The organism is Streptomyces sp. NPDC031466 (assembly GCF_055581265.1).
Genome location: NZ_JBVIJT010000003.1, coordinates 165325 through 185249, shown reverse-complemented (window position 1 = coordinate 185249; position 19925 = coordinate 165325). Strand labels below are relative to the sequence as shown.

The 19925-nt window shown below is 70.7% G+C and carries 17 protein-coding genes; 11 read left to right on the top strand and 6 right to left on the bottom strand.

Annotated features, from left to right (window positions below):
- Nucleotides 1-212: 212 nt before the first annotated feature.
- Together ACZ5GP_RS06835 and ACZ5GP_RS06830 are read left to right on the top strand one after the other, a co-directional pair.
- Nucleotides 213-1241, top strand: coding sequence for an Rv2578c family radical SAM protein (locus tag ACZ5GP_RS06835; RefSeq protein WP_468749776.1), 1029 nt, complete (start codon nt 213-215; stop codon nt 1239-1241).
- A 137-nt stretch (nt 1242-1378) separates the two neighbouring features.
- Nucleotides 1379-2974, top strand: a complete 1596-nt coding sequence (locus ACZ5GP_RS06830; protein WP_468749775.1) for an alpha/beta hydrolase — start codon at nt 1379-1381, stop codon at nt 2972-2974.
- A gap of 65 nt (nt 2975-3039) precedes the next feature.
- On the opposite strand, the gene ACZ5GP_RS06825 is transcribed toward ACZ5GP_RS06830, so the two are convergent.
- Entirely contained in the window at nt 3040-3609 is a 570-nt protein-coding gene (locus ACZ5GP_RS06825; RefSeq protein ID WP_468749774.1) for an adenylosuccinate lyase, read from the bottom strand.
- A gap of 370 nt (nt 3610-3979) precedes the next feature.
- On the opposite strand from ACZ5GP_RS06825, the gene ACZ5GP_RS06820 reads away from it, so the two are divergent.
- The 9 genes from ACZ5GP_RS06820 (at nt 3980) to pssA (ending at nt 14836) form a co-directional block, all read left to right on the top strand.
- The gene (locus tag ACZ5GP_RS06820; RefSeq protein WP_468749773.1) at nt 3980-5761 is read left to right on the top strand and encodes a 3-hydroxyacyl-CoA dehydrogenase family protein; all 1782 of its coding nucleotides are present in this window, start codon (nt 3980-3982) and stop codon (nt 5759-5761) included.
- A 94-nt stretch (nt 5762-5855) separates the two neighbouring features.
- Nucleotides 5856-6686: a TetR family transcriptional regulator gene (locus ACZ5GP_RS06815; RefSeq protein WP_468749772.1), complete on the top strand. Its 831-nt coding sequence runs from the start codon at nt 5856-5858 to the stop codon at nt 6684-6686.
- 392 nt (nt 6687-7078) lie between these two features.
- Entirely contained in the window at nt 7079-8416 is a 1338-nt protein-coding gene (gene ccrA / locus ACZ5GP_RS06810) for a crotonyl-CoA carboxylase/reductase (RefSeq protein WP_468749771.1), read from the top strand.
- A 22-nt stretch (nt 8417-8438) separates the two neighbouring features.
- Nucleotides 8439-10466, top strand: coding sequence for a protein meaA (locus tag ACZ5GP_RS06805; protein ID WP_468749770.1), 2028 nt, complete (start codon nt 8439-8441; stop codon nt 10464-10466).
- A complete protein-coding gene (locus tag ACZ5GP_RS06800) occupies nt 10463-11428 on the top strand; it encodes an HpcH/HpaI aldolase/citrate lyase family protein (protein WP_358585396.1) in 966 nt (321 codons plus the stop codon). Before ACZ5GP_RS06805 ends, ACZ5GP_RS06800 begins: the two co-directional genes overlap by 4 nt.
- Nucleotides 11429-11434: 6 nt before the next feature.
- A complete protein-coding gene (locus tag ACZ5GP_RS06795) occupies nt 11435-11947 on the top strand; it encodes a MaoC family dehydratase (RefSeq protein WP_468749769.1) in 513 nt (170 codons plus the stop codon).
- Between the two features lie 2 nt (nt 11948-11949).
- Nucleotides 11950-13155, top strand: coding sequence for an acyl-CoA dehydrogenase family protein (locus tag ACZ5GP_RS06790; protein WP_468749768.1), 1206 nt, complete (start codon nt 11950-11952; stop codon nt 13153-13155).
- A gap of 171 nt (nt 13156-13326) precedes the next feature.
- Nucleotides 13327-13983 carry a phosphatidylserine decarboxylase gene (locus ACZ5GP_RS06785; protein ID WP_468749767.1) on the top strand — a complete coding sequence of 219 codons (657 nt, stop codon included), beginning with the start codon at nt 13327-13329 and terminating at the stop codon, nt 13981-13983.
- Nucleotides 13970-14836 (top strand): CDP-diacylglycerol--serine O-phosphatidyltransferase, encoded by an 867-nt coding sequence (gene pssA / locus ACZ5GP_RS06780; protein WP_468749766.1) that lies wholly within the window; start codon nt 13970-13972, stop codon nt 14834-14836. Before ACZ5GP_RS06785 ends, pssA begins: the two co-directional genes overlap by 14 nt.
- 111 nt (nt 14837-14947) lie before the next feature.
- Here the strand turns inward: pssA and ACZ5GP_RS06775 are convergent, their stop codons facing one another.
- Genes ACZ5GP_RS06775 through ACZ5GP_RS06755 form a run of 5 tightly spaced genes read right to left on the bottom strand, consistent with a single transcriptional unit; the run spans nt 14948 to nt 19853 of the window.
- On the bottom strand, nt 14948-16207 hold the full coding sequence (locus tag ACZ5GP_RS06775; protein ID WP_468749765.1) for an ABC transporter substrate-binding protein: 1260 nt from the start codon (nt 16205-16207) through the stop codon (nt 14948-14950).
- Nucleotides 16204-17337 carry a branched-chain amino acid ABC transporter permease gene (locus tag ACZ5GP_RS06770; protein WP_468749764.1) on the bottom strand — a complete coding sequence of 378 codons (1134 nt, stop codon included), beginning with the start codon at nt 17335-17337 and terminating at the stop codon, nt 16204-16206. The genes ACZ5GP_RS06775 and ACZ5GP_RS06770 overlap by 4 nt, the downstream gene beginning before the upstream one ends.
- Nucleotides 17330-18220: a branched-chain amino acid ABC transporter permease gene (locus ACZ5GP_RS06765; RefSeq protein ID WP_468749763.1), complete on the bottom strand. Its 891-nt coding sequence runs from the start codon at nt 18218-18220 to the stop codon at nt 17330-17332. Before ACZ5GP_RS06765 ends, ACZ5GP_RS06770 begins: the two co-directional genes overlap by 8 nt.
- The gene (locus ACZ5GP_RS06760; RefSeq protein WP_468749762.1) at nt 18217-19044 is read right to left on the bottom strand and encodes an ABC transporter ATP-binding protein; all 828 of its coding nucleotides are present in this window, start codon (nt 19042-19044) and stop codon (nt 18217-18219) included. The genes ACZ5GP_RS06765 and ACZ5GP_RS06760 overlap by 4 nt, the downstream gene beginning before the upstream one ends.
- Entirely contained in the window at nt 19041-19853 is an 813-nt protein-coding gene (locus ACZ5GP_RS06755) for an ABC transporter ATP-binding protein (RefSeq protein WP_468750147.1), read from the bottom strand. Before ACZ5GP_RS06755 ends, ACZ5GP_RS06760 begins: the two co-directional genes overlap by 4 nt.
- Between the last annotated feature and the right edge of the window lie 72 nt (nt 19854-19925).

Below are 19925 nucleotides of genomic sequence, written 5' to 3'. Positions count from 1 at the left end.
AGCCCTGCTTCTGTCAGGCTCGCGCGACCCGGACAAGGGCATGGCGACGAAGCGTCCGGCGGGCCATATTCATCGACCTCCCTCGTCGTCGCGGGTCGTCGCGCGGGTCGCGCTTGACGGGACGCTATCAAATCTCGGTGCGCAGACCTCCGGGTCGCACGATCAAGGGAACATGTGTTCTATTCTGGGGTCAGTGCTACCGAGGAGGCGTCATGCGCTGGGAGAATCTCTCCGACGGGCCGCGTCAGGGCACCGCCGATCCCGCGCTGTTCGGCGCGGACGCGGTGACGACGCGGACCTTCGACACCCCCGAGTTCGCCGGGATCACCTTCCACGAGATCCGGGCCCGCTCGATCGTGAACCGCGTGCCGGGTGCCTCCCGCATGCCGTTCGAATGGACGGTCAACCCGTACCGGGGCTGCACGCACGCGTGCGTCTACTGTTTCGCCCGCAAGACCCACAGCTATCTGGACCTGGACACCGGCCTCGGGTTCGACAGCCAGATCGTCGTCAAGGTCAACGCCGCCGAGCTGCTGCGGCGCCAGCTGGCCTCGCCCCGCTGGCACGGCGACCACATCGCCATGGGCACGAACGTCGACTGCTACCAGCGGGCCGAGGGCCGCTACCGCCTCATGCCGGGGATCATCGAGGCGCTGCGCGAGAGGGGCAACCCCTTCTCCATCCTGACGAAGGGCACGCTGATCCTGCGCGACCTCGATCTGCTGCGGCAGGCCGCCGCGGTGACCGATGTCGGCATCTCCGTCTCCGTCGGCTTCATCGACCAGGAGCTGTGGCGCACCGTCGAGCCGGGCACGCCCGCCCCCGAGCGGCGCCTGGACGTCGTGCGCACCCTGACCGGCCACGGCATCGACTGCGGGGTCCTGATGGCGCCGGTCATCCCCTTCCTCGGCGACCACCCCGATCAGCTGCGCGCCACGGTGCGGGCCATCGCCGCGTCGGGGGCGACCTCCGTGACACCGCTCGTCCTGCACCTGCGGCCCGGCGCCCGGGAGTGGTTCATGGCGTGGGTGGGCACACACCACCCCCACCTGGTGCGGCGCTACGAGCGGCTGTACGCGGAAGGCGCCTACGCCCCCAAGTGGTACCAGCGGCGCATCACACGGCAGGTGCACGAACTGGCGGAGGAGTTCGGCATCGGTCCCACGCGCGCGAGTGCCCCACGCCGCGTACGGGCACCCGAGGAGCCCGCGGCCGGGCCCACGCAGCTCACGCTGCTGTAGGCGGCGGGGCCGCCGCGGCACCGGCGTGCTCCTTTCAGGTAGTTCATCGGCGCAACCGCACCCCGTCGCCGTGATGTCCGGGACGATGCGCCAGAGGTCGTGGCGGGCACGGCCCGCACCCTCGCACTGGGAAGCCGATGAAGAAAAGCGCCATCGCCCTCTGTTCCCTCACCGCGCTCACCGCGCTCGTGGGGCCGGCCGTCGCCGCGCCACCCCTTGCCGAGCGGGCGCGCGCCGCGCACGCCCCGCTCGCGTGGCAGGCGTGCTCCACGAAGGCCCACCCCTCGCTGCAATGCGCCTCGCTGAAGGTCCCGCTCGACCACAGGGAGCCGGACGGCGAGCAGATCACCCTCGCCCTGTCGCGCGTACCGCACACCGCGGACACGTTCCAGGGGCCGCTTCTGGTGAACCCGGGCGGTCCGGGGGCCGGCGGCCTCGCCATGGCCGGCTTCGTGGCGAACGCGCTGCCGAAGAACGTGGCCGCGCAGTACGACGTCATCGGCTTCGACCCACGCGGCGTCGGCCGGAGCAGGCCGGCCCTCAACTGCCGCCCCGGGCACTTCGCCCCCGTCCGGCCCGACAGCCTTCCGCGCACGCCCGCGCTGGAGCGGGCCAACCTCGACCGGGCCCGCGCCTTCGCCCGGGGATGCGCATCGAAGCACGGGCACGTCCTGCCGTTCATCGACACGGTGAGCACGGTGCAGGACATGGACGCGATCCGCGCGGCCCTCGGCGCCGAGCGGCTCAACTACTTCGGCTACTCGTACGGCACCTACCTGGGTGCCGTCTACGGAAAGCTGTACCCGCACCGGGTGCGCCGCATGGCGCTGGACTCGCTGGTCGACCCCACGGGCGTCTGGTACGAGGGGAACCTGCGCCAGGATCACGCCTTCGACGCCCGCCACAAGGCGCTCATGGCCTGGATCGCCCGGCACGACGCGGCGTACGGACTGGGCAAGGACCCCGCCGGGATCGAGGCCAAGTGGTACGCGATGCGCGACGCGCTCGCCCGGAAACCCGCGGGCAAGAAGGTGGGCGCCGCCGAACTGGAGGACACCTTCATGCCCGGGGGCTACTTCAACGGCTACTGGCCGCGCCTGGCCGAGGCGTTCGCCGCGTACACGAACGACAAGGACGCCGGTCCGCTCCTCAGGGCGTACGAGAGCCTCGGCGCCACCGACGCGGCGGGCGAGAACAGCTACAGCGTCTATACGGCCATCCAGTGCCGCGACGCGCTGTGGCCCCACTCCTGGGAGACGTGGCGCGAGGACAACGCCCGGACGCACGCCAAGGCACCGTTCTCCACCTGGAACAACGCCTGGTACAACGCGCCGTGCGCCTTCTGGCCCACGTACCACCTCAGCCAGCCCGACGTCTCCAACTCCGCCCTCCCGCCGGTCCTGTTGCTCCAGGCCACCGACGACCCCGCCACGCCGTACGAGGGCGCCGTCACCCTGCACCGCAAGCTGGGCGGCTCCCGCCTCGTGGTCGAGCGGGGCGGCGGCAACCACGGCGTCTCACTGCGCGGGAACGACTGCCTCGACCGGCACTTGACGGCCTATCTGGCGAGCGGCGAAGTACCGGACGGGGGCGGCGCGCCGACCGCCGAGGCGGACGCCGTGTGCGACGCGCCGCCCGAGCCGAAGCCGGCCCGCGCCGGGCACGGCCCCGCCGGCGGCGGGCGCGGGGCGTCGGCGGTGCCGTGGCCCATCATGCGGGTCCGGGCGGACTGACCCACGTCGGCGCCCCGGCGCGCGGCGGGCCCGGCAGGCCGTCGGGGGAGGGCGCCGGGCCCGCCTCACTCCGGCAGTCGCGCCAGTGCCGCCGCCGCTGCCGCCGCCAGGCGGGGGTGGGCCCGGGCGTCGCTCAGCACCGGGCGGGCCCGGGCGTCACCCAGGGCGCCGAGGCCCTCCACGCAGGCGAGGGCGATCTTGCCGTAGGGGTCGTGCGGGGCGAGCCTGCGGCGCAGGGTGGTGATCAGCGCCGGGGCCGACTCGGGGGCGCGCAGCTCCGTGAGCAGCCGCACCGGGTGGAGGGCGTAGGCGACACGGAGTTCGTTCGTCGCGAGGGCCGCGGCCGCGCGGGCGGTGCGCGGGTCGCCGAGGCGGGCCAGGGCGTGGGCCGCGGCGGCGCAGCGCGGCGGATCCCGGTGGTTGAGGAAGAGGACGAGCGACTCGAAGGCCCTGCGGTCACCGGCGACACCGAGCCGCACCGCCGCCAACTCCCGCGCCCACAGCGGGCGGCCGGGTGAGACCAGTACGTCGGCCAGCTCGTCGAGGTCGCCGGTCGCGGCCAGCTTCTCGTACTCCCGCGAGGCCCCCGCCTCACGGCGTAAACGCTCCACTACCGTGCGCAACTCCTCATCCATGGCCGCGAGCCTAAGCCTTACCCGCCGGTCGCGACGTAGATCACAGAGGTCGGGGATCGGGACGGGCTGGCGCGCTCGTTACCCGGCGGTTAATCTCATGTGAGCGGGGCACACTCCCCGTGAGCACCTCCTCATGACGGCCTGGTGACGCAGCCGTCATGGATGCAAGTCGGTTCGGTACCGCGGGTATCCCGGATCTTCCGGTTATCCGCCCCAGTACGGCATGGCTCCGGGACAGAGCCGGCCGACCTCACCGGGCGTGGGCGCAGCGACGCCGCCCGGACACGACACCCGCCTTCCCGCACGCCCCGCGACAGTCACGTGTCCGCGTGCGCCCCTCAGTCGTCACTCTCTTACCAGGAGTCCACGCATGGACACTCCCCTGAACACGGTCGCCGTCATCGGTCTGGGCACCATGGGCACCGGAATCGCCGAGGTCCTGGCCCGCGCGGGCCGCGAGGTCATCGGCATCGACATCAGCCAGGCGGCGGCCACGCGGGCGGTGGCGTCCCTGGAGGCCTCCACCGCGCGCGCCGTGCGCCGCGAGAAGCTCACCGACGAGGAGCGGCGCGACATCCTCGCCCGCTTCCGCACCTTCACCGACCCACGGGCCGCGGCCGAGGCCGATCTGGTGATCGAGGTCGTCCCGGAGTCGTACGAGATCAAGCAGCAGGTCATCCGGGAGCTGGACGGCGTGGTGCGCCCCGAGACGATCATCGCGACCGGCACCAACGCGCTGTCCGTGACCCGGCTGGCCGCCGAATCGGCTCGCCCCGAGCGTGTGTTGGGCCTGCACTTCTTCAACCCGGCGCCCGCGATGAAGCTCGTCGAGGTCGTCTCGTCCGTGCTGACCTCCCCCGCCGCCGTCGCCTCGGTGACCGAGCTGGCGCAGGCCCTCGGCAAGGAGCCGGTCGCGGTCGGCGACCGGCCCGGCTTCGTCGCCGACGGGCTGCTCTTCGGCTACCTCAACCAGGCCGCCGCGATGTACGAGGCGAAGTACGCCTCCCGCGAGGACATCGACGCGGCGATGCGGCTGGGCTGCGGTCTGCCGATGGGCCCGCTCGCGCTGCTCGACCTGATCGGCGTGGACACGGCCCGTACGGTCCTCGAGGCCATGTACGCCGAGTCGCACGACCGGCTGCACGCGCCCGCGCCGATCCTCAAGCAGCTCAGCGAGGCCGGCCTGACCGGCCGCAAGACGGGCCGCGGCTTCTACACCTACGCCGCGCCCGGCAGCGCGGACGTGGTGCCCGACGCCCTGACCCCGCTGGCGGGCGAGGGACGCGTCGAGGGCCGCCCGGTGCGCTCCGTGGGCGTCGCCGGTTCGGGGACGATGGCGTCCGGCATCGCGGAGGTCTTCGCCAAGGCCGGCTACGACGTGGTCCTCGCCGCCCGCACCGACGAGAAGGCGCAGACGGCCAAGGCCCGGATCGGCAAGTCCCTCGCGCGCTCCGTGGACAAGGGAAGGATGACGGCCGAGGCCGCCGCCCTGACGCTGGAGCGGATCACCCCGGCCGGGTCCTACGAGGCGTTCGCCGACGTGGATCTGGCGCTGGAGGCGGTCGCCGAGGACCTGGAGGTCAAGCAGCAGCTCTTCCAGGCGCTCGACAAGGTCTGCAAGCCGGGCGCGATCCTCGCGACCACGACGTCCTCGCTGCCGGTGGTGGCCTGCGCCCGCGCCACCACGCGCCCGCGCGACGTGATCGGCATGCACTTCTTCAACCCGGCCCCGGCGATGAAGCTGGTCGAGGTGGTCCGCACCGTGCTGACCGCGGACGACGTGCACGCCACGGTCCGCGAGGTGTGCGCACGCGTCCGCAAGCACCCGGTGGACTGCGGCGACCGCGCCGGCTTCATCGTGAACGCGCTGCTGTTCCCCTACCTCAACAACGCGATCAAGATGGTCCAGGAGCACTACGCCTCGCTCGACGACATCGACGCCGCGATGAAGCTCGGCGGCGGCTACCCCATGGGGCCCTTCGAGCTCCTGGACGTCGTCGGCCTGGATGTCTCGCTGGCCATCGAGAAGGTGCTGCACCGCGAGTTCCGCGACCCGGGGCTGGCCCCGGCGCCGCTGCTCGAACACCTGGTGGCCGCGGGCTGCCTCGGCCGCAAGACGGGCCGTGGCTTCCGCGAATATGCCCGGCGCTGAGCCGGCCGGAGGGCGTCTGGGGGCGCGGGCGGACTGGGGCGGGCTGCTCGGGCCCTCAAGCGGCCCCGTCCCTCCGGAGCACCGCACCGCGCGTATGCAGTACGTTCGTGGCATGTCCAAGGCCGCCAAGTCCTCGCGCACGCCCGCCACGCCCGACGCCCCGGAGAGCGCCGCGGGCAGCCGTGCCGCCGCCCAACGGCTCAAGATGCGCAGGGAGCTGGCGGCCGCGGCCATGGAGCTGTTCGCGACCAAGGGGTACGAGGCGACGACGGTCGACGAGATCGCCGCGGCCGCCGGCGTCGCCCGCCGGACCTTCTTCCGGCACTTCCGCTCCAAGGAAGAGGCGATCTTCCCGGACCACGACGACACCTTGATCCGCGCGGAGGCGGTGCTCAACGCGGCGCCTCCGCACGAGCACCCGCTGGACACGGTGTGCCGCGGCATCAAGGAGGTCATGAAGATGTACGCGGCCTCCCCCGCGGTCTCCGTGGAGCGCTACCGCCTCACCCGCGAGGTCCCCACGCTCCGCGAGCGCGAGATCGCCTCGGTGGCCCGCTACGAGAGGCTCTTCACCCGCTATCTCCTCGGCCACTTCGACGAGCACGCCCACCACGACGGCAACGACGACCCGCTGCTCGCCGAGGTGGCCGCCTCCGCGGTGGTCACCGCCCACAACCACGTCCTGCGGCGCTGGCTGCGGGCGGGCGGGCAGGGCGACGTGGAGACCCAGCTGGACCACGCCTTCGCGATCGTGCGGCGCACCTTCGGCACGGGCATCGGCGCCGGGCGCGACTCCCTGCCCCCGGCGGGCGCGCCGACGGCGTCCGCACAGGGTGAGGTCCTGGTCACGGTGGCACGGACGGACGCCCCGTTGGACGAGGTCATGCGGACCATCGAGAAGGCGCTCAGAGAGCGTGCGTCTTAGCCCTTTTTGCCTAGTTCGTCCTGAGCTTTTGAGGGGCCGCTACCGGCTGGTAGCGGCCCCTTCGTCATGCAGTCACCCCCTCTGACCTGCACTGATCGATCATCGGTCAAAAATTAGTGGCACCCAGTGTCTTGCCGACTGGCACGCGGTGCCATACGTTGATGTTGTCCGGGCGGCCGGTGTACAGAGATCCTCCGTACACCGGCTGTCCCCGCAAGCCCCGGCTTGTGCGCCCGGACGCCTGCGTCACAGGCACCTCCCACGCCCCACCAAGGCGTCGCCGAGCACCACCCTTCGCCGAACCGACGGCACACCTCCCCCGCACCACCAGCACCCCGACGCAACCCTCAAGCAGCGCTACCGCAAAGCGCTTCTTCGCCGGAGGCAACACCGTGAAGGAAATCCTGGACGCGATCCAGTCGCAGGACGCCAAGTCCGCCGACTTCGCCGCTCTCCCCCTGCCCGACTCGTACCGCGCGATCACCGTGCACAAGGACGAGACGGAGATGTTCGCCGGTCTGGAGACCCGCGAGAAGGACCCGCGCAAGTCGATCCACCTGGACGACGTGCCGGTCCCCGAACTCGGCCCCGGCGAGGCCCTGGTGGCCGTCATGGCCTCCTCCGTGAACTACAACTCCGTGTGGACCTCGATCTTCGAGCCGGTCTCCACCTTCAGCTTCCTGGAGCGCTACGGCCGCCTCAGCGAGCTGACCAAGCGCCACGACCTGCCCTACCACATCATCGGCTCCGACCTGGCCGGCGTCGTGCTGCGCACCGGCCCCGGCGTGAACTCCTGGAAGCCCGGTGACGAGGTCGTCGCGCACTGCCTGAGTGTCGAGCTGGAGTCGAGCGACGGCCACAACGACACGATGCTCGACCCCGAGCAGCGCATCTGGGGCTTCGAGACCAACTTCGGCGGCCTGGCCGAGATCGCGCTGGTCAAGTCCAACCAGCTGATGCCCAAGCCGGACCACCTGAGCTGGGAGGAGGCCGCCTCCCCCGGCCTGGTGAACTCCACCGCCTACCGCCAGCTGGTCTCCCGCAACGGCGCCGGCATGAAGCAGGGCGACAACGTCCTGATCTGGGGCGCGAGCGGTGGACTCGGTTCGTACGCCACGCAGTTCGCCCTGGCCGGCGGCGCCAACCCCATCTGTGTGGTCAGCAGCCCCCAGAAGGCGGAGATCTGCCGCGCCATGGGCGCCGACGCGATCATCGACCGCAACGCCGAGGGCTACAAGTTCTGGAAGGACGAGCGCACCCAGGACCCCAAGGAATGGAAGCGCTTCGGCAAGCGCATCCGTGAACTGACCGGCGGCGAGGACATCGACATCGTCTTCGAGCACCCCGGCCGCGAGACCTTCGGCGCCTCCGTCTACGTCACCCGCAAGGGCGGCACCATCACCACCTGCGCCTCGACCTCGGGCTACATGCACGAGTACGACAACCGCTACCTGTGGATGTCCCTCAAGCGCATCATCGGCTCCCACTTCGCCAACTACCGCGAGGCGTGGGAGGCCAACCGCCTGATCGCCAAGGGCAAGATCCACCCCACGCTCTCCAAGGTGTACTCCCTGGAGGACACCGGCCAGGCCGCCTACGACGTGCACCGCAACCTCCACCAGGGCAAGGTCGGCGTCCTCGCCCTCGCCCCCCAGGAGGGCCTCGGCGTGCGCAACCCGGAGAAGCGGGCGAAGCACATCGACGCCATCAACCGCTTCCGCAACGTCTGAACGCCCTAAGGAGCAGCGGGACATGACAGAGCGCCAGAAGGACCGGCCGTGGCTCATGCGGACGTACGCCGGTCATTCCACGGCGGAGGCGTCCAACGAGTTGTACCGGCGCAACCTCGCCAAGGGTCAGACGGGCCTGTCGGTCGCGTTCGACCTGCCCACCCAGACCGGCTACGACCCCGACCACATCCTCGCCCGCGGCGAGGTCGGCCGGGTCGGCGTACCGGTCTCCCACCTCGGCGACATGCGACGGCTGTTCCAGGACATCCCCCTGGAGCAGATGAACACCTCGATGACGATCAACGCCACCGCCATGTGGCTGCTGGCGCTCTACCAGGTGGTCGCGGAGGAGCAGGGCGCGGACATCACCAAGCTCCAGGGGACGACGCAGAACGACATCGTCAAGGAGTACCTCTCGCGCGGGACGCACGTCTTCCCGCCGGTGCCCTCCCTGCGTCTGACCACCGACATGATCACGTACACGGTGGCCCACCTCCCCAGGTGGAACCCCATCAACATCTGCAGCTACCACCTCCAGGAGGCGGGGGCCACACCGGTCCAGGAGATCGCGTACGCGATGTCCACCGCCATCGCGGTTCTCGATGCCGTACGCGACTCCGGGCAGGTTCCCGAGGAGAAGTTCGGGGACGTCGTGGCCCGCATCTCCTTCTTCGTGAACGCGGGTGTCCGCTTCATCGAGGAGATGTGCAAGATGCGGGCGTTCGGGCGGATCTGGGATCAGGTCACGCGCGAGCGGTACGGCATCGAGAACCCCAAACAGCGCCGTTTCCGCTACGGCGTGCAGGTCAACTCCCTCGGTCTGACCGAGGCACAGCCCGAGAACAACGTGCAGCGCATCGTGCTCGAAATGCTGGCGGTCACGCTCTCCAAGGACGCACGCGCGCGTGCCGTGCAGCTTCCGGCCTGGAACGAGGCGCTGGGTCTGCCGAGGCCCTGGGACCAGCAGTGGTCCCTACGCATCCAGCAGGTCCTCGCGCACGAGAGCGACCTGCTGGAGTACGAGGACATCTTCGACGGCTCGCACGTCGTGGAGGCCAAGGTCGCCTCCCTGGTCGAGGAGTCCCTCGCGGAGATGGACCGCATCGAGCGGATGGGCGGCGCGATGGCCGCCGTCGAGTCGGGCTACCTGAAGTCCCAGCTCGTCTCCTCGCACGCCGAGCGCCGGGCGCGCATCGAGTCCGGCGAGGAGAAGATCGTCGGTGTGAACTCCTACGAGTCGACCGAGCCGAGTCCGCTCACCGCGGACCTGGACGGGGCGATCATGACGGTCGACCCGGCGGTCGAGGCGCGCGTGGTGAGCGCCCTCAAGGACTGGCGCGACAACCGCTACCAGCCGCCGTTCAACCACCCCCGCCCGTGCAAGGCCCTGGAGCGGCTCAAGGAAGTCGCCGCGGGGACGGGCAACCTCATGGAGGCCACCCTGGAGTGCGCGCGCGCCGGTGTGACGACCGGCGAGTGGGCCGGCGCCCTGCGGGAGGTCTTCGGCGAGTTCCGGGCGCCCACGGGCGTCTCCAGCGCTCCGGTGGCCGTCACCGCCGAGGCGGGCACGCCGCTCGCCCTGGTCCGCGAGAAGGTCGCCAGGACGGCCGCGGACCTCGGCGTCGGCAAGCTGCGCTTCCTGGTCGGCAAGCCGGGTCTCGACGGCCACTCCAATGGCGCCGAGCAGATCGCGGTGCGCGCGCGTGACGCCGGTTTCGAGGTGGTCTACCAGGGGATCAGGCTCACGCCCGAGCAGATCGTCGACGCGGCGCTCGCCGAGGACGTGCACGCGGTGGGCCTGTCCATCCTCTCCGGGTCGCACGCCGAACTCGTGCCGGACGTCCTGGTGCGCCTGCGCGAGGCGGGGGCGCGCGACATCCCCGTCATCGCGGGCGGCATCATCCCCCACAGCGACGCCGAGGACCTGTTGGCGGCGGGTGTCGCCGCCGTCTTCACGCCCAAGGACTTCGGCATCACGGAGATCATCGGCCGTATCGTCGACGAGATCCGGAAAGCGAACAAGCTCGACCCTCTGGAGGTCCCCGCATGACCCACCCCGTGAACCGGCTGCGCCCCCGCCGCTCGTGTCTGGCGGTCCCCGGCTCGAACCCGCGCTTCCTGGAGAAGGCCCAGGGCCTGCCGGCCGACCAGGTCTTCCTCGACCTGGAGGACGCCTGCGCGCCGCTCGCCAAGCCGGAGGCCCGGCACACCATCGTCAAGTTCCTCAACGAGGGCGACTGGACGGGCAAGACGCGGGTCGTGCGCGTCAACGACTGGACGACCGAGTGGACGTACCGCGACGTCGTGACCGTCGTCGAGGGCGCGGGCCAGAACCTCGACTGCATCATGCTGCCGAAGGTGCAGACGGCCGATCAGGTCGTCGCCCTCGACCTGCTGCTCACCCAGATCGAGAAGACGGTCGGCCTGGAGGTCGGCAAGATCGGCATCGAGGCGCAGATCGAGAACGCGCGCGGCCTCAACAACGTCAACGCCATCGCCGAGGCCTCCCCGCGCGTGGAGACGATCATCTTCGGCCCGGCCGACTTCATGGCCTCCATCAACATGAAGTCCCTGGTCGTCGGCGAGCAGCCGCCCGGCTACCCCGCGGACGCCTACCACTTCATCCTGATGAAGATCCTGATGGCCGCCCGCGCCAACAACCTCCAGGCGATCGACGGTCCCTACCTCCAGATCAAGAACGTCGACGGCTACCGCGAGGTCGCGAACCGCGCCGCCGCGCTCGGCTTCGACGGCAAGTGGGTCCTGCACCCCGGCCAGGTGGAGGCCGCCAACGAGGTCTTCTCGCCCTCGCAGGAGGACTTCGACCACGCCGAGCTGATCCTGGACGCGTACGAGTACTACACGTCCGAGGCGGGCGGCAAGAAGGGCTCGGCGATGCTCGGCGACGAGATGATCGACGAGGCCAGCCGGAAGATGGCGCTGGTCATCTCTGGGAAGGGCCGTGCGGCCGGAATGACCCGCACGTCCACGTTCGAGGCCCCGGAGGCGTAAGACACCATGCAGTTCGGCCGCACCTACGAAGAGTTCGAAGTCGGCGCCGTGTACAAGCACTGGCCCGGAAAGACGGTCACCGAGTACGACGACCACCTCTTCTGCCTGCTCACCATGAACCACCACCCCCTCCACATGGACAGCAACTATGCGGAGAAGACGACCGACTTCGGCAAGAACGTCGTCGTGGGCAACTACATCTACTCGCTGCTCCTCGGCATGTCCGTGCCCGACGTCTCCGGCAAGGCCATCGCCAACCTGGAGGTCGAGTCGCTCAAGCACGTGGCGCCGACCTTCCACGGCGACACGATCTACGGCGAGACGACGGTCCTGGACAAGACTCCCTCGAAGTCCAAGAGCGACCGCGGGATCGTCTACGTGGAGACCAAGGGGTACAAGCAGGACGGCACCCTGGTCTGCGTGTTCCGCCGCAAGGTGATGGTGCCCACCGAGACGTACATCAAGGAGCGCGGCGGCGAGCAGCCCGGCCGCCCGGAGCCGAAGAGCCAGGAGAAGTAGCCATGAGCCGACTCGCCCAGACCGCCGGTCTCACCGACGTCCAGCAGGAGATCCTGGCCACCGTCCGGGACTTCGTCGACAAGGAGATCATCCCTGTCGCGACCGCGCTCGAACACCGTGACGAGTACCCCCAGCAGATCGTGGACGGCCTCAAGGAGTTGGGCCTGTTCGGCCTGATGATCCCCGAGGAGTACGGCGGTCTGGGCGAGTCGTTGCTCACGTACGCGCTGTGTGTCGAGGAGATAGCGCGTGGCTGGATGTCGGTCTCCGGCATCATCAACACCCACTTCATCGTCGCCTACATGCTCAAGCAGCACGGCACGCAGGAGCAGCGGGAGACCTTCCTGCCCCGGATGGCGGCCGGCGAGGTGCGCGGGGCGTTCTCCATGTCGGAGCCGGGGCTCGGCTCCGATGTGTCGGCCATCACGTCCAAGGGTGTGCGGGACGGTGACGACTACGTCCTGAACGGCCAGAAGATGTGGCTCACCAATGGCGGAACGTCCACTTTGGTAGCCGTTCTGTGCCGAAGTGACGAAGGACACCCTGAGGGCACGGCGCCCCACAAGTCGATGACGACGTTCCTCGTGGAGAAGGAGCCCGGCTTCGGCGAGGTCCGGCCCGGTCTGACCATCCCGGGCAAGATCGACAAGATGGGCTACAAGGGCGTCGACACGACCGAGCTCATCATGGACGACCTGCGAATTCCGGCCAATCGGGTGCTCGGCGGGACCACCGGTCGAGGGTTTTACCAAATGATGGACGGTGTCGAGGTCGGCCGGGTGAACGTCGCGGCGCGTGGCTGCGGCGTCGCACAGCGTGCGTTCGAACTGGGCGTCTCATACGCCCAGCAACGCCACACTTTCGGCAAGCCGATCGCCCAGCACCAGGCGATTCAGTTCAAGTTGGCCGAGATGGCCACCAAGGTCGAGGCCGCCCATGCGATGATGGTGAACGCGGCACGCAAAAAGGACTCCGGGGAGCGAAACGACCTCGAAGCAGGGATGGCGAAGTACCTCGCCTCCGAGTACTGCAAGGAAGTCGTCGAGGACGCGTTCCGGATTCACGGCGGTTACGGCTTCTCGAAGGAGTACGAGATCGAGCGCCTCTACCGGGAGGCGCCGATGCTGCTGATCGGTGAAGGTACCGCCGAGATCCAGAAAATGATCATTGGTCGTCGACTGCTCGAAGAGTATCGGTTCCAGGGCTAGATGCCCGGTTTGGGGCGTTTTCTTCGCGAAGAAGATCACACCCTGTCAACACTCTTCAGCCGTCGACTCGGCTTCCTCGCTTGCCCAGTTGCGGCTCGCAACCGATACCATCCGGAGAAAGCCGCCGTCCCCCGTATCACCGCGCGGCATCATCCGCTACGAAGGTCATCCATGCCCCACAGCCAAACCTCTGCACCACGCGACGGCATTCTTCAGGGACGCCTTGCTCGCGGAGCATCGCCGTGGCTCCTGCCGACCGTCGCCACCGCGGCACTCAGCCTCGTCCGCGCGCGCCGCTCCAAGGGCGCCGCGGCCGTCGCCGTCCCCGTCACCGCTCTGGCGGCGGGAATGCTGTGGTTCTTCCGCGACCCCGAGCGCGAGATCGCTCAGGGCCGGGTCATCTCCCCCGCCGACGGCGTGGTGCAGAGCATCATGCCGTGGAAGGACGGGCGCACCCGCGTCGCCATCTTCATGAGCCCGCTGAACGTCCACGTCAACCGCGCTCCCCTCGCGGGCACGGTGACGTCCGTGGAACACATCCCCGGCGGGTTCGTCCCGGCGTTCAACAAGGAGAGCGAGAACAACGAACGCGTTGTCTGGCACTTCGACACCGAGCTCGGCGACATCGAGATGATCCAGATCGCGGGCGCGGTCGCCCGGCGCATCGTGCCCTACGTGCCCCAGGGCACGAAGGTGGAGCAGGGCGAGCGGATCGGCCTGATCCGCTTCGGCTCGCGCGTCGACATCTACCTCCCCGAGGGTGTCGAGGTGGACGTCGAGGTCGGGCAGAAGACCGTGGCAGGGGTGACTCGCATTGACCGTGGTTGATCCCGAGACACAGGCCGGCTGGGTGCCGGAGGCGGGGATGCGGGACGACGCGTCCATCGACGGCGACGAGATGCCGCTGTCCATGCGCCTGTCGATAGCGGACACCCTCACGCTCGGCAACGCCACGTGCGGGTTCATGGCGGTGTACTTCACCACCACGGGCATCCTCATCCCGTACGTCCAGGGCAGCACCGAGAGCGGCATGGCGCGGCACTCCGCCGCGACCGCCGTGATCCTCATGCTCTGCGCGGCCGTCTTCGACCTCTTCGACGGGCTCGTGGCCCGCAAGCTGCGGTCCTCGCCGATGGGCGCCGAGCTGGACAACCTCTCGGACCTGATCAGCTTCGGTCTGGCCCCGGCGTACTTCGTGCTCGTCTACGGCATGGTCGCCGACGACGCGCACCAGCGGGTGGCGGCGGTGGGTGCGATCGTGGTGCTCCTGGCGGTGGTGCTGCGGCTCGCGCGGTTCAGTTGCGTGACCGTGAAGGACGGCACCTTCCAGGGCATGCCCTCGCCCTTCGGGGCGCTGACGGTCGTCTCGATCGTGCTCCTGGAGCTGCCCTTCGTGGCGACGCTCCTCGCGATCATCGGCACGGCGTGGCTCATGGTCAGCCGCGTGGAGTACCCGAAGCCCCGCGGCCCCCTCGCGGTGGCCATGCTCGCCTGGATCGTCGCGGCCATGGGGCTGCTCGCGGCCTGGGCGTTCGACGCGCCGGGCGGTCAGCTGCTCCTGCAGACCGGCTGCGCCCTCCAGGCGGTCCTCGGCGCGGTGATCCCGCTCTTCGCCACGGCCCGCAGGGTGAACAACTTCCGCGACAACCGGCGTGAGGCCCGTGCGGCGCAGTTGCCGTAGCGGCGCCTGTACGTGGCCCAGGGGGCCTGAACCGTATGGTTCAGGCCCCCTTTGCGTGCCGCCGTTGATCGCCCTTCGGGCTCGTCCTCGAACGCCGGACAGGCTGACCTCTCAGCCCCCGGTGCTGTAACCCTTCGCCGCCTGTGACGCGCTCGGCCCGCGGACCACCTTCATGCCGCCCGTCGCCTTCTTGTCCGGCTGGAGGATCACGCTCTTTCTGGATGAGGGGGCCTTCGGGTCGGTGAAGTCCTGGGTGACGCCGAAGCCGGAGTCGAACGAGTCCAGGGTCAGCAGCGCCTTGCCGACGCCCTCGCGCGTGAGGTCCTTGTCCTCGCACGCCTTCTTCAGGGCCTCCCCGAAGACGGAGGCCGCCGTCCAGCCCGCGACGACGCCGTTGTCCAGGGAATCCTTCGGGTGGGCCTTGCGGTAGTCGGCGACGAGCTTCTTCGCCGCCGCCGTGTCCGCGCCGATGGGCAGGGTGGGCGAGGCGACGTAGTAGTTCTTCTCCAGGGCGGGGCCGGACTGCGTGGCCAGGAGCTGCGGGGCGAACGCCGAGTTGTTGCCGATGACCGGGACGTCGAAGCGGGCCGCCGCGGCGACGCCGACCAGGGACGCCGCCTGGCGCGGGCCCGCGCTGACCACGACGCCCTTGACGCCGGCCTTCTTCAGGGCGGAGACCTGGGCGGTCATGTCGTTGTCCGTCGGCTTGATCTTCTGCTCGACGACCGTGAGGCCCGCCTTCTCCGCCATGTGCTTCGAGCCCTTCAGGGCGCTCTCGCCGTAGTCGCCCTCGAAGTAGACGTGCCCGAGCCTGTCTCCCTTCTTGAGGCCCTTCTCCTTCATCAGGAAGTCGATCGCGTTGATCGTCTCCAGGTCGTACGTGGAGCCGATGACCCGTACGTACGGGCTGCCGAGCAGGTTCGCCGACCAGGCCTGGGGCAGCACCAGGCCCTTGTCCCCGGCGATGCGCTGCTTGACGGCGGCCACGAACGGCGAGCCGATGAACTGGGCGAAGCCGAGCACCTTCGGCTCCAGCTCGGTGTAGGCGGCGACGGCCTTCTGCGGGTCGTAGCCGTGGTCGCGGACGGTCAGCTTCAGCTGGTGGCCGCAGATGCCGCCGTCCTCGTTGGCCTGGTCGACGTAGAGCTGCTGGGCCTGGGTGACGCTCTTGCCGAGGGTGGCGTAGACGCCGGTCATGTCGGTGAGCACGCCCAGGTTGATGGTCTTGCCGGAGATGCCCTCGCCGGTCTTGACCCCGCCGGCCGCCTTGCCGCCCTCGTCGCCGTCCTGGGCCTTGGAACTGCACGCCGCGAGGGCGAGGAGGGCGGCGAGCGCGGTGGTGGCCGCCGTGGCCCTGGTCAGTGCGTTCATGCTGTCTCCCCTGGAGTGGCTGGAGTGCCTGGAGTCTTTCGAGTGCCTGGAGTGGGTTTGCCGCGCCGGGCGGCGAGCCTGACCAGGCCGCCGGGCAGGAAGAGGACCACCGCCACGACGGCGGCGCCGTACAGGTACCGGGACGCCTCGCCCGGTGAGACCCCGCCGGTACCCGGGGCCGAGACGAGGGGCAGCGCGTCGCTGTAGCGGGTCAGCAGCTGCGGCAGCAGGGAGACCAGGGCGGCGCCCGCGACCGCGCCGGAGACCGAGCCGAGACCACCGATGACGATCATGGCGAGGTACTCCAGGGAGAGCGTCATGCCGAAGTAGTCGGGCACGGTCCGCTGGAAGACCAGGGCGAGCAGCACCCCGGCGAGGCCCGCGTACATCGACGACAGGACGAAGACTCCGGCGCGGTAGCGGGCCACCGGGACGCCGATGACGCCGGCGGCGACGCGGTGGTCGCGGATGGCGTTCATGGCGCGTCCGGGGCGCCCGCGCAGCACTCCCCCGGCGAACAGTCCGCAGGCCAGGAGCAGCACCAAACCCGCGTACCAGAGCTTCTCGGCGGAGCCGAACGGCACGGCGGCGACGACGGTCTCGCTGTCGTCGAAGGTGAGGCCGAAGAGGTTCAGGGGCGGTACGTCACGCCCCGTGGAGCCGCCGGTCAGGTCGTGGGCGTTGAACAGCACGTGCTGCCCGATGAAGATCAGCGCGAGGGTGGCGATGCCGAGGTAGGCGCCGCGCAGGCGGCCCGCGATGGGGCTGAAGAGCCCGCCCGCGAGCCCGGAGAGGGCCACCGCGAGCACGGCGGCGAGCCACGTCGGCAACCCGAGCCCCGTCAGGCCGTCGCCGCCGTCCCCGGCGAAGACGCAGTAGCCGTAGGCGCCGACGGCGAGGAAGAAGGCGTGCCCCATGGAGAGCTGGCCGGTCGCGCCGGTGAGGAGGTTGATGCCGATCGCGCCGATGGCCGCGGCCATCGCGAACAGGCCCGCCTGGAGCCAGAAGCGGTCCAGGTAGAAGGGCAGGGCGAGCAGCAGGAGTGTGCCGGCCGCCCAGAGGTACGTACGGCGGTCGACGGCCAGGGCGCGGCCGCGGGAGCGCACCGCGGGGGTGAGGGTGTCAGACACGGGCGAGTTCCTTCGTGCCGAAGAGCCCGGCGGGCCGGATGAGCAGGATCACGGTCATCACCAGATAGGGCGCGAGGTCCCCGAGGCCGCGGCCGAGGAAGGTCAGCTCGCTCTGGTAGCCGGTGGCGAGGGACTCGGTGACGCCGACGACGAGGCCGCCGACGAGGGCCCCGGTGGTGGAGTCCAGGCCGCCGAGGATCGCGGCGGGGAAGGCCTTCAGGGCGGCCAGCGAGGTCGCGCGCTCCAGGCCCGGCGTGGGGAAGACCGTGAGGAAGAGCGCGGCCACGGCGGCCAGCGCGCCCGCCACCGCCCACGCGCCGAGCGAGACGCGGCCGAGCCGTACGCCCATCAGGGCGGCGGTCTCGGGGCTCTCGGCGGCGGCGCGCATGGCCACGCCCCAGGAGGTGTGGCGGAAGGCGAGCAGGAAGGCGGTGATGAGCAGGGCCGCCGCGACGAACGCGGCGATCCGGGTGTGGGCGAGGGAGATCGGGCCGAGGCTCAGCACGTCGTCGCCCCAGGGGTCGCCGAGCGGCAGGACGTCGGTGCCGAGGCGCCGGGTCAGCTCGGTGGTCAGCAGGATGTCGACGCCGATGGTGACGATGGCGAGCACGCTGGGGTCGGTGCCCCGGTAGCGGCGTATGACGAGGAACTCGACGGCCGCGCCGACCACGGCGGCGCCCGCGACGCCGACGAGCAGCGCCGGCCAGAAGCCGAGGTCGTCGTGGAGGGAGGCGGTGATGTAGCCGCCCGCGAGGAGCAGTGAGGCGTGGGCGAAGTTCACCACCTCGGTGGCGCGGAAGATGACGACGAAGCCGAGGGCGATGAGCGCGTAGACGGAGCCCATCGACAGGCCGTTGAGGAGGAGTTCGGTGAAGGTGGTCATGAGCGGGCGTCCCCCTCGTCGGTCCGGCCGTCCGCGCCGTCGGTGCGGTCGCCCTCGCCGAGGTAGGCGCGGATGACGGCCGGGTCGTTCTGTACGTCGGTGGGGGTGCCGTCGGCGATGCGGCGCCCGAAGTCCAGTACGGTCACCGTGTCCGCGAGCCGCATCACCACCCCCATGTCGTGTTCCACCAGGACGATCGAGATGCCGAGGCTGTCGCGGACGCCCGCGATGACGGCGGCCGTGCGGCGCCGTTCGTCGGCGGTCATGCCCGCGACCGGCTCGTCCAGGAGCAGCAGGCGGGGCTCCATGCACAGGGCGCGGGCCAGCTCGGCGAGTTTGCGCTGACCGTAGGGCAGGGATCCGGCGGGCTGGTCGAGGCGGTGTTCCAGGCCGACGAACGCGGCGATCTCGCGGACGCGTTCGCGGTGGCGGCGCTCCTCGCGGGCCGCGGCGGGAAGCCGCAGCCCGGCGGCGACGAAACCGGTGCGGGTCAGGCGGTGGCGGCCGAGGAGCAGGCTGTCGGCGACCGTGGCGCGCGGCGGCAGGGCGAGGTTCTGGAAGATCCGGGCGACGCCGAGCCCGGCGATCTGATGCGGGCGCATGCGGGTCAGTTCGTGCTCGCCGAAGCGGACGCTGCCGCTGGTGGCGCGGTAGACGCCGGACAGGACGTTGAAGCACGTCGACTTGCCCGCGCCGTTGGGCCCGATGAGGGCGTGCACGGTGCCGGGGCGGACGGTGAAGCCGACGGCGTCCAGCGCGGTGAGCCCGGCGAAGCGGACGGTCAGGTCGCGCACCTCCAGGGGCGGTACGGGCTGTGCGGTCATCGTCGGGCCTCCCAGCGGGGCAGCGTCGGCAGGGTGCCGAGGCCCCGGTTCGCGTCGGCCGCCGCGTCCTCGTCCACCACGCCGAGGTAGCGGCGGCGCACCTCGTCGGACGCGGCCAGCTCGTCCGCCGGGCCGGCCAGGGCGACCTCGCCGACGTCGAGGACGTACGCGTGGGAGGCGAGCCGCAGCGCGATCGCGGCGTTCTGCTCCACGAGCAGCACGGAGGTGCCCTGCGCGTTGATCTCCCGGACGGTGTCGGCGATGCGGGCGGCCATCAGCGGGGCGAGGCCGAGGGACGGCTCGTCCAGGAGGAGCAGGCGCGGCGAGGCCATCAGGGCCCTGCCGACCGCGAGCATCTGCTGTTCGCCGCCGGACAGCAGCCCCGCGCGCTGGGCGGCGCGCTCGGCGAGGACGGGGAACAGCTCGTGGACGCGGCGCAGGGCGGCCGCCTTGGCGGCGCGTGGGCCGGTGGCGCCGAGCGCCCCGGCGCGCAGGTTGTCGGCGACGGTCATCCGGGCGAACACCTGCCTGCCCTCCGGGACGTGGGAGATGCCGGCGGCCACGACGCGGTCCGGCGCCCACGCGTCGACGCGGGTGCCGTCGAAGTGGACGGTGCCCGAGGTGAGCGCGCCGCCCTGGAAGGCGAGGGTGCGCGAGAGGGCGCGCAGGAGCGTCGACTTGCCCGCGCCGTTGCCGCCGAGCACGGCGACGACGGTGCCGTCCGGCACGTCCAGCGAGACGCGGCGCAGGGCGCGCACGGGGCCGTAGCCGACGGACACCTCCCGTACGGCGAGTCCGGAACCTCGTATGTCGTGACCGCCCACGTACCAGCCCTCCGTTCCGCGCGGCCGGCGGCCGTCGCGTGGCGCTCACCCCAGCAC

Excerpts from the sequence above, each read along its gene's own strand:
- ACZ5GP_RS06835 (WP_468749776.1), top strand. The coding sequence starts at position 213 with ATGCGCTGGGAGAATCTCTCCGACGGGCCGCGTCAGGGCACCGCCGAT.
- ACZ5GP_RS06830 (WP_468749775.1), top strand. The coding sequence starts at position 1,379 with ATGAAGAAAAGCGCCATCGCCCTCTGTTCCCTCACCGCGCTCACCGCG.
- ACZ5GP_RS06825 (WP_468749774.1), bottom strand. The coding sequence starts at position 3,609 with ATGGATGAGGAGTTGCGCACGGTAGTGGAGCGTTTACGCCGTGAGGCG.
- ACZ5GP_RS06820 (WP_468749773.1), top strand. The coding sequence starts at position 3,980 with ATGGACACTCCCCTGAACACGGTCGCCGTCATCGGTCTGGGCACCATG.
- ACZ5GP_RS06815 (WP_468749772.1), top strand. The coding sequence starts at position 5,856 with ATGCAGTACGTTCGTGGCATGTCCAAGGCCGCCAAGTCCTCGCGCACG.
- ACZ5GP_RS06805 (WP_468749770.1), top strand. The coding sequence starts at position 8,439 with ATGACAGAGCGCCAGAAGGACCGGCCGTGGCTCATGCGGACGTACGCC.
- ACZ5GP_RS06800 (WP_358585396.1), top strand. The coding sequence starts at position 10,463 with ATGACCCACCCCGTGAACCGGCTGCGCCCCCGCCGCTCGTGTCTGGCG.
- ACZ5GP_RS06795 (WP_468749769.1), top strand. The coding sequence starts at position 11,435 with ATGCAGTTCGGCCGCACCTACGAAGAGTTCGAAGTCGGCGCCGTGTAC.
- ACZ5GP_RS06790 (WP_468749768.1), top strand. The coding sequence starts at position 11,950 with ATGAGCCGACTCGCCCAGACCGCCGGTCTCACCGACGTCCAGCAGGAG.
- ACZ5GP_RS06785 (WP_468749767.1), top strand. The coding sequence starts at position 13,327 with ATGCCCCACAGCCAAACCTCTGCACCACGCGACGGCATTCTTCAGGGA.
- ACZ5GP_RS06775 (WP_468749765.1), bottom strand. The coding sequence starts at position 16,207 with ATGAACGCACTGACCAGGGCCACGGCGGCCACCACCGCGCTCGCCGCC.
- ACZ5GP_RS06765 (WP_468749763.1), bottom strand. The coding sequence starts at position 18,220 with ATGACCACCTTCACCGAACTCCTCCTCAACGGCCTGTCGATGGGCTCC.
- ACZ5GP_RS06760 (WP_468749762.1), bottom strand. The coding sequence starts at position 19,044 with ATGACCGCACAGCCCGTACCGCCCCTGGAGGTGCGCGACCTGACCGTC.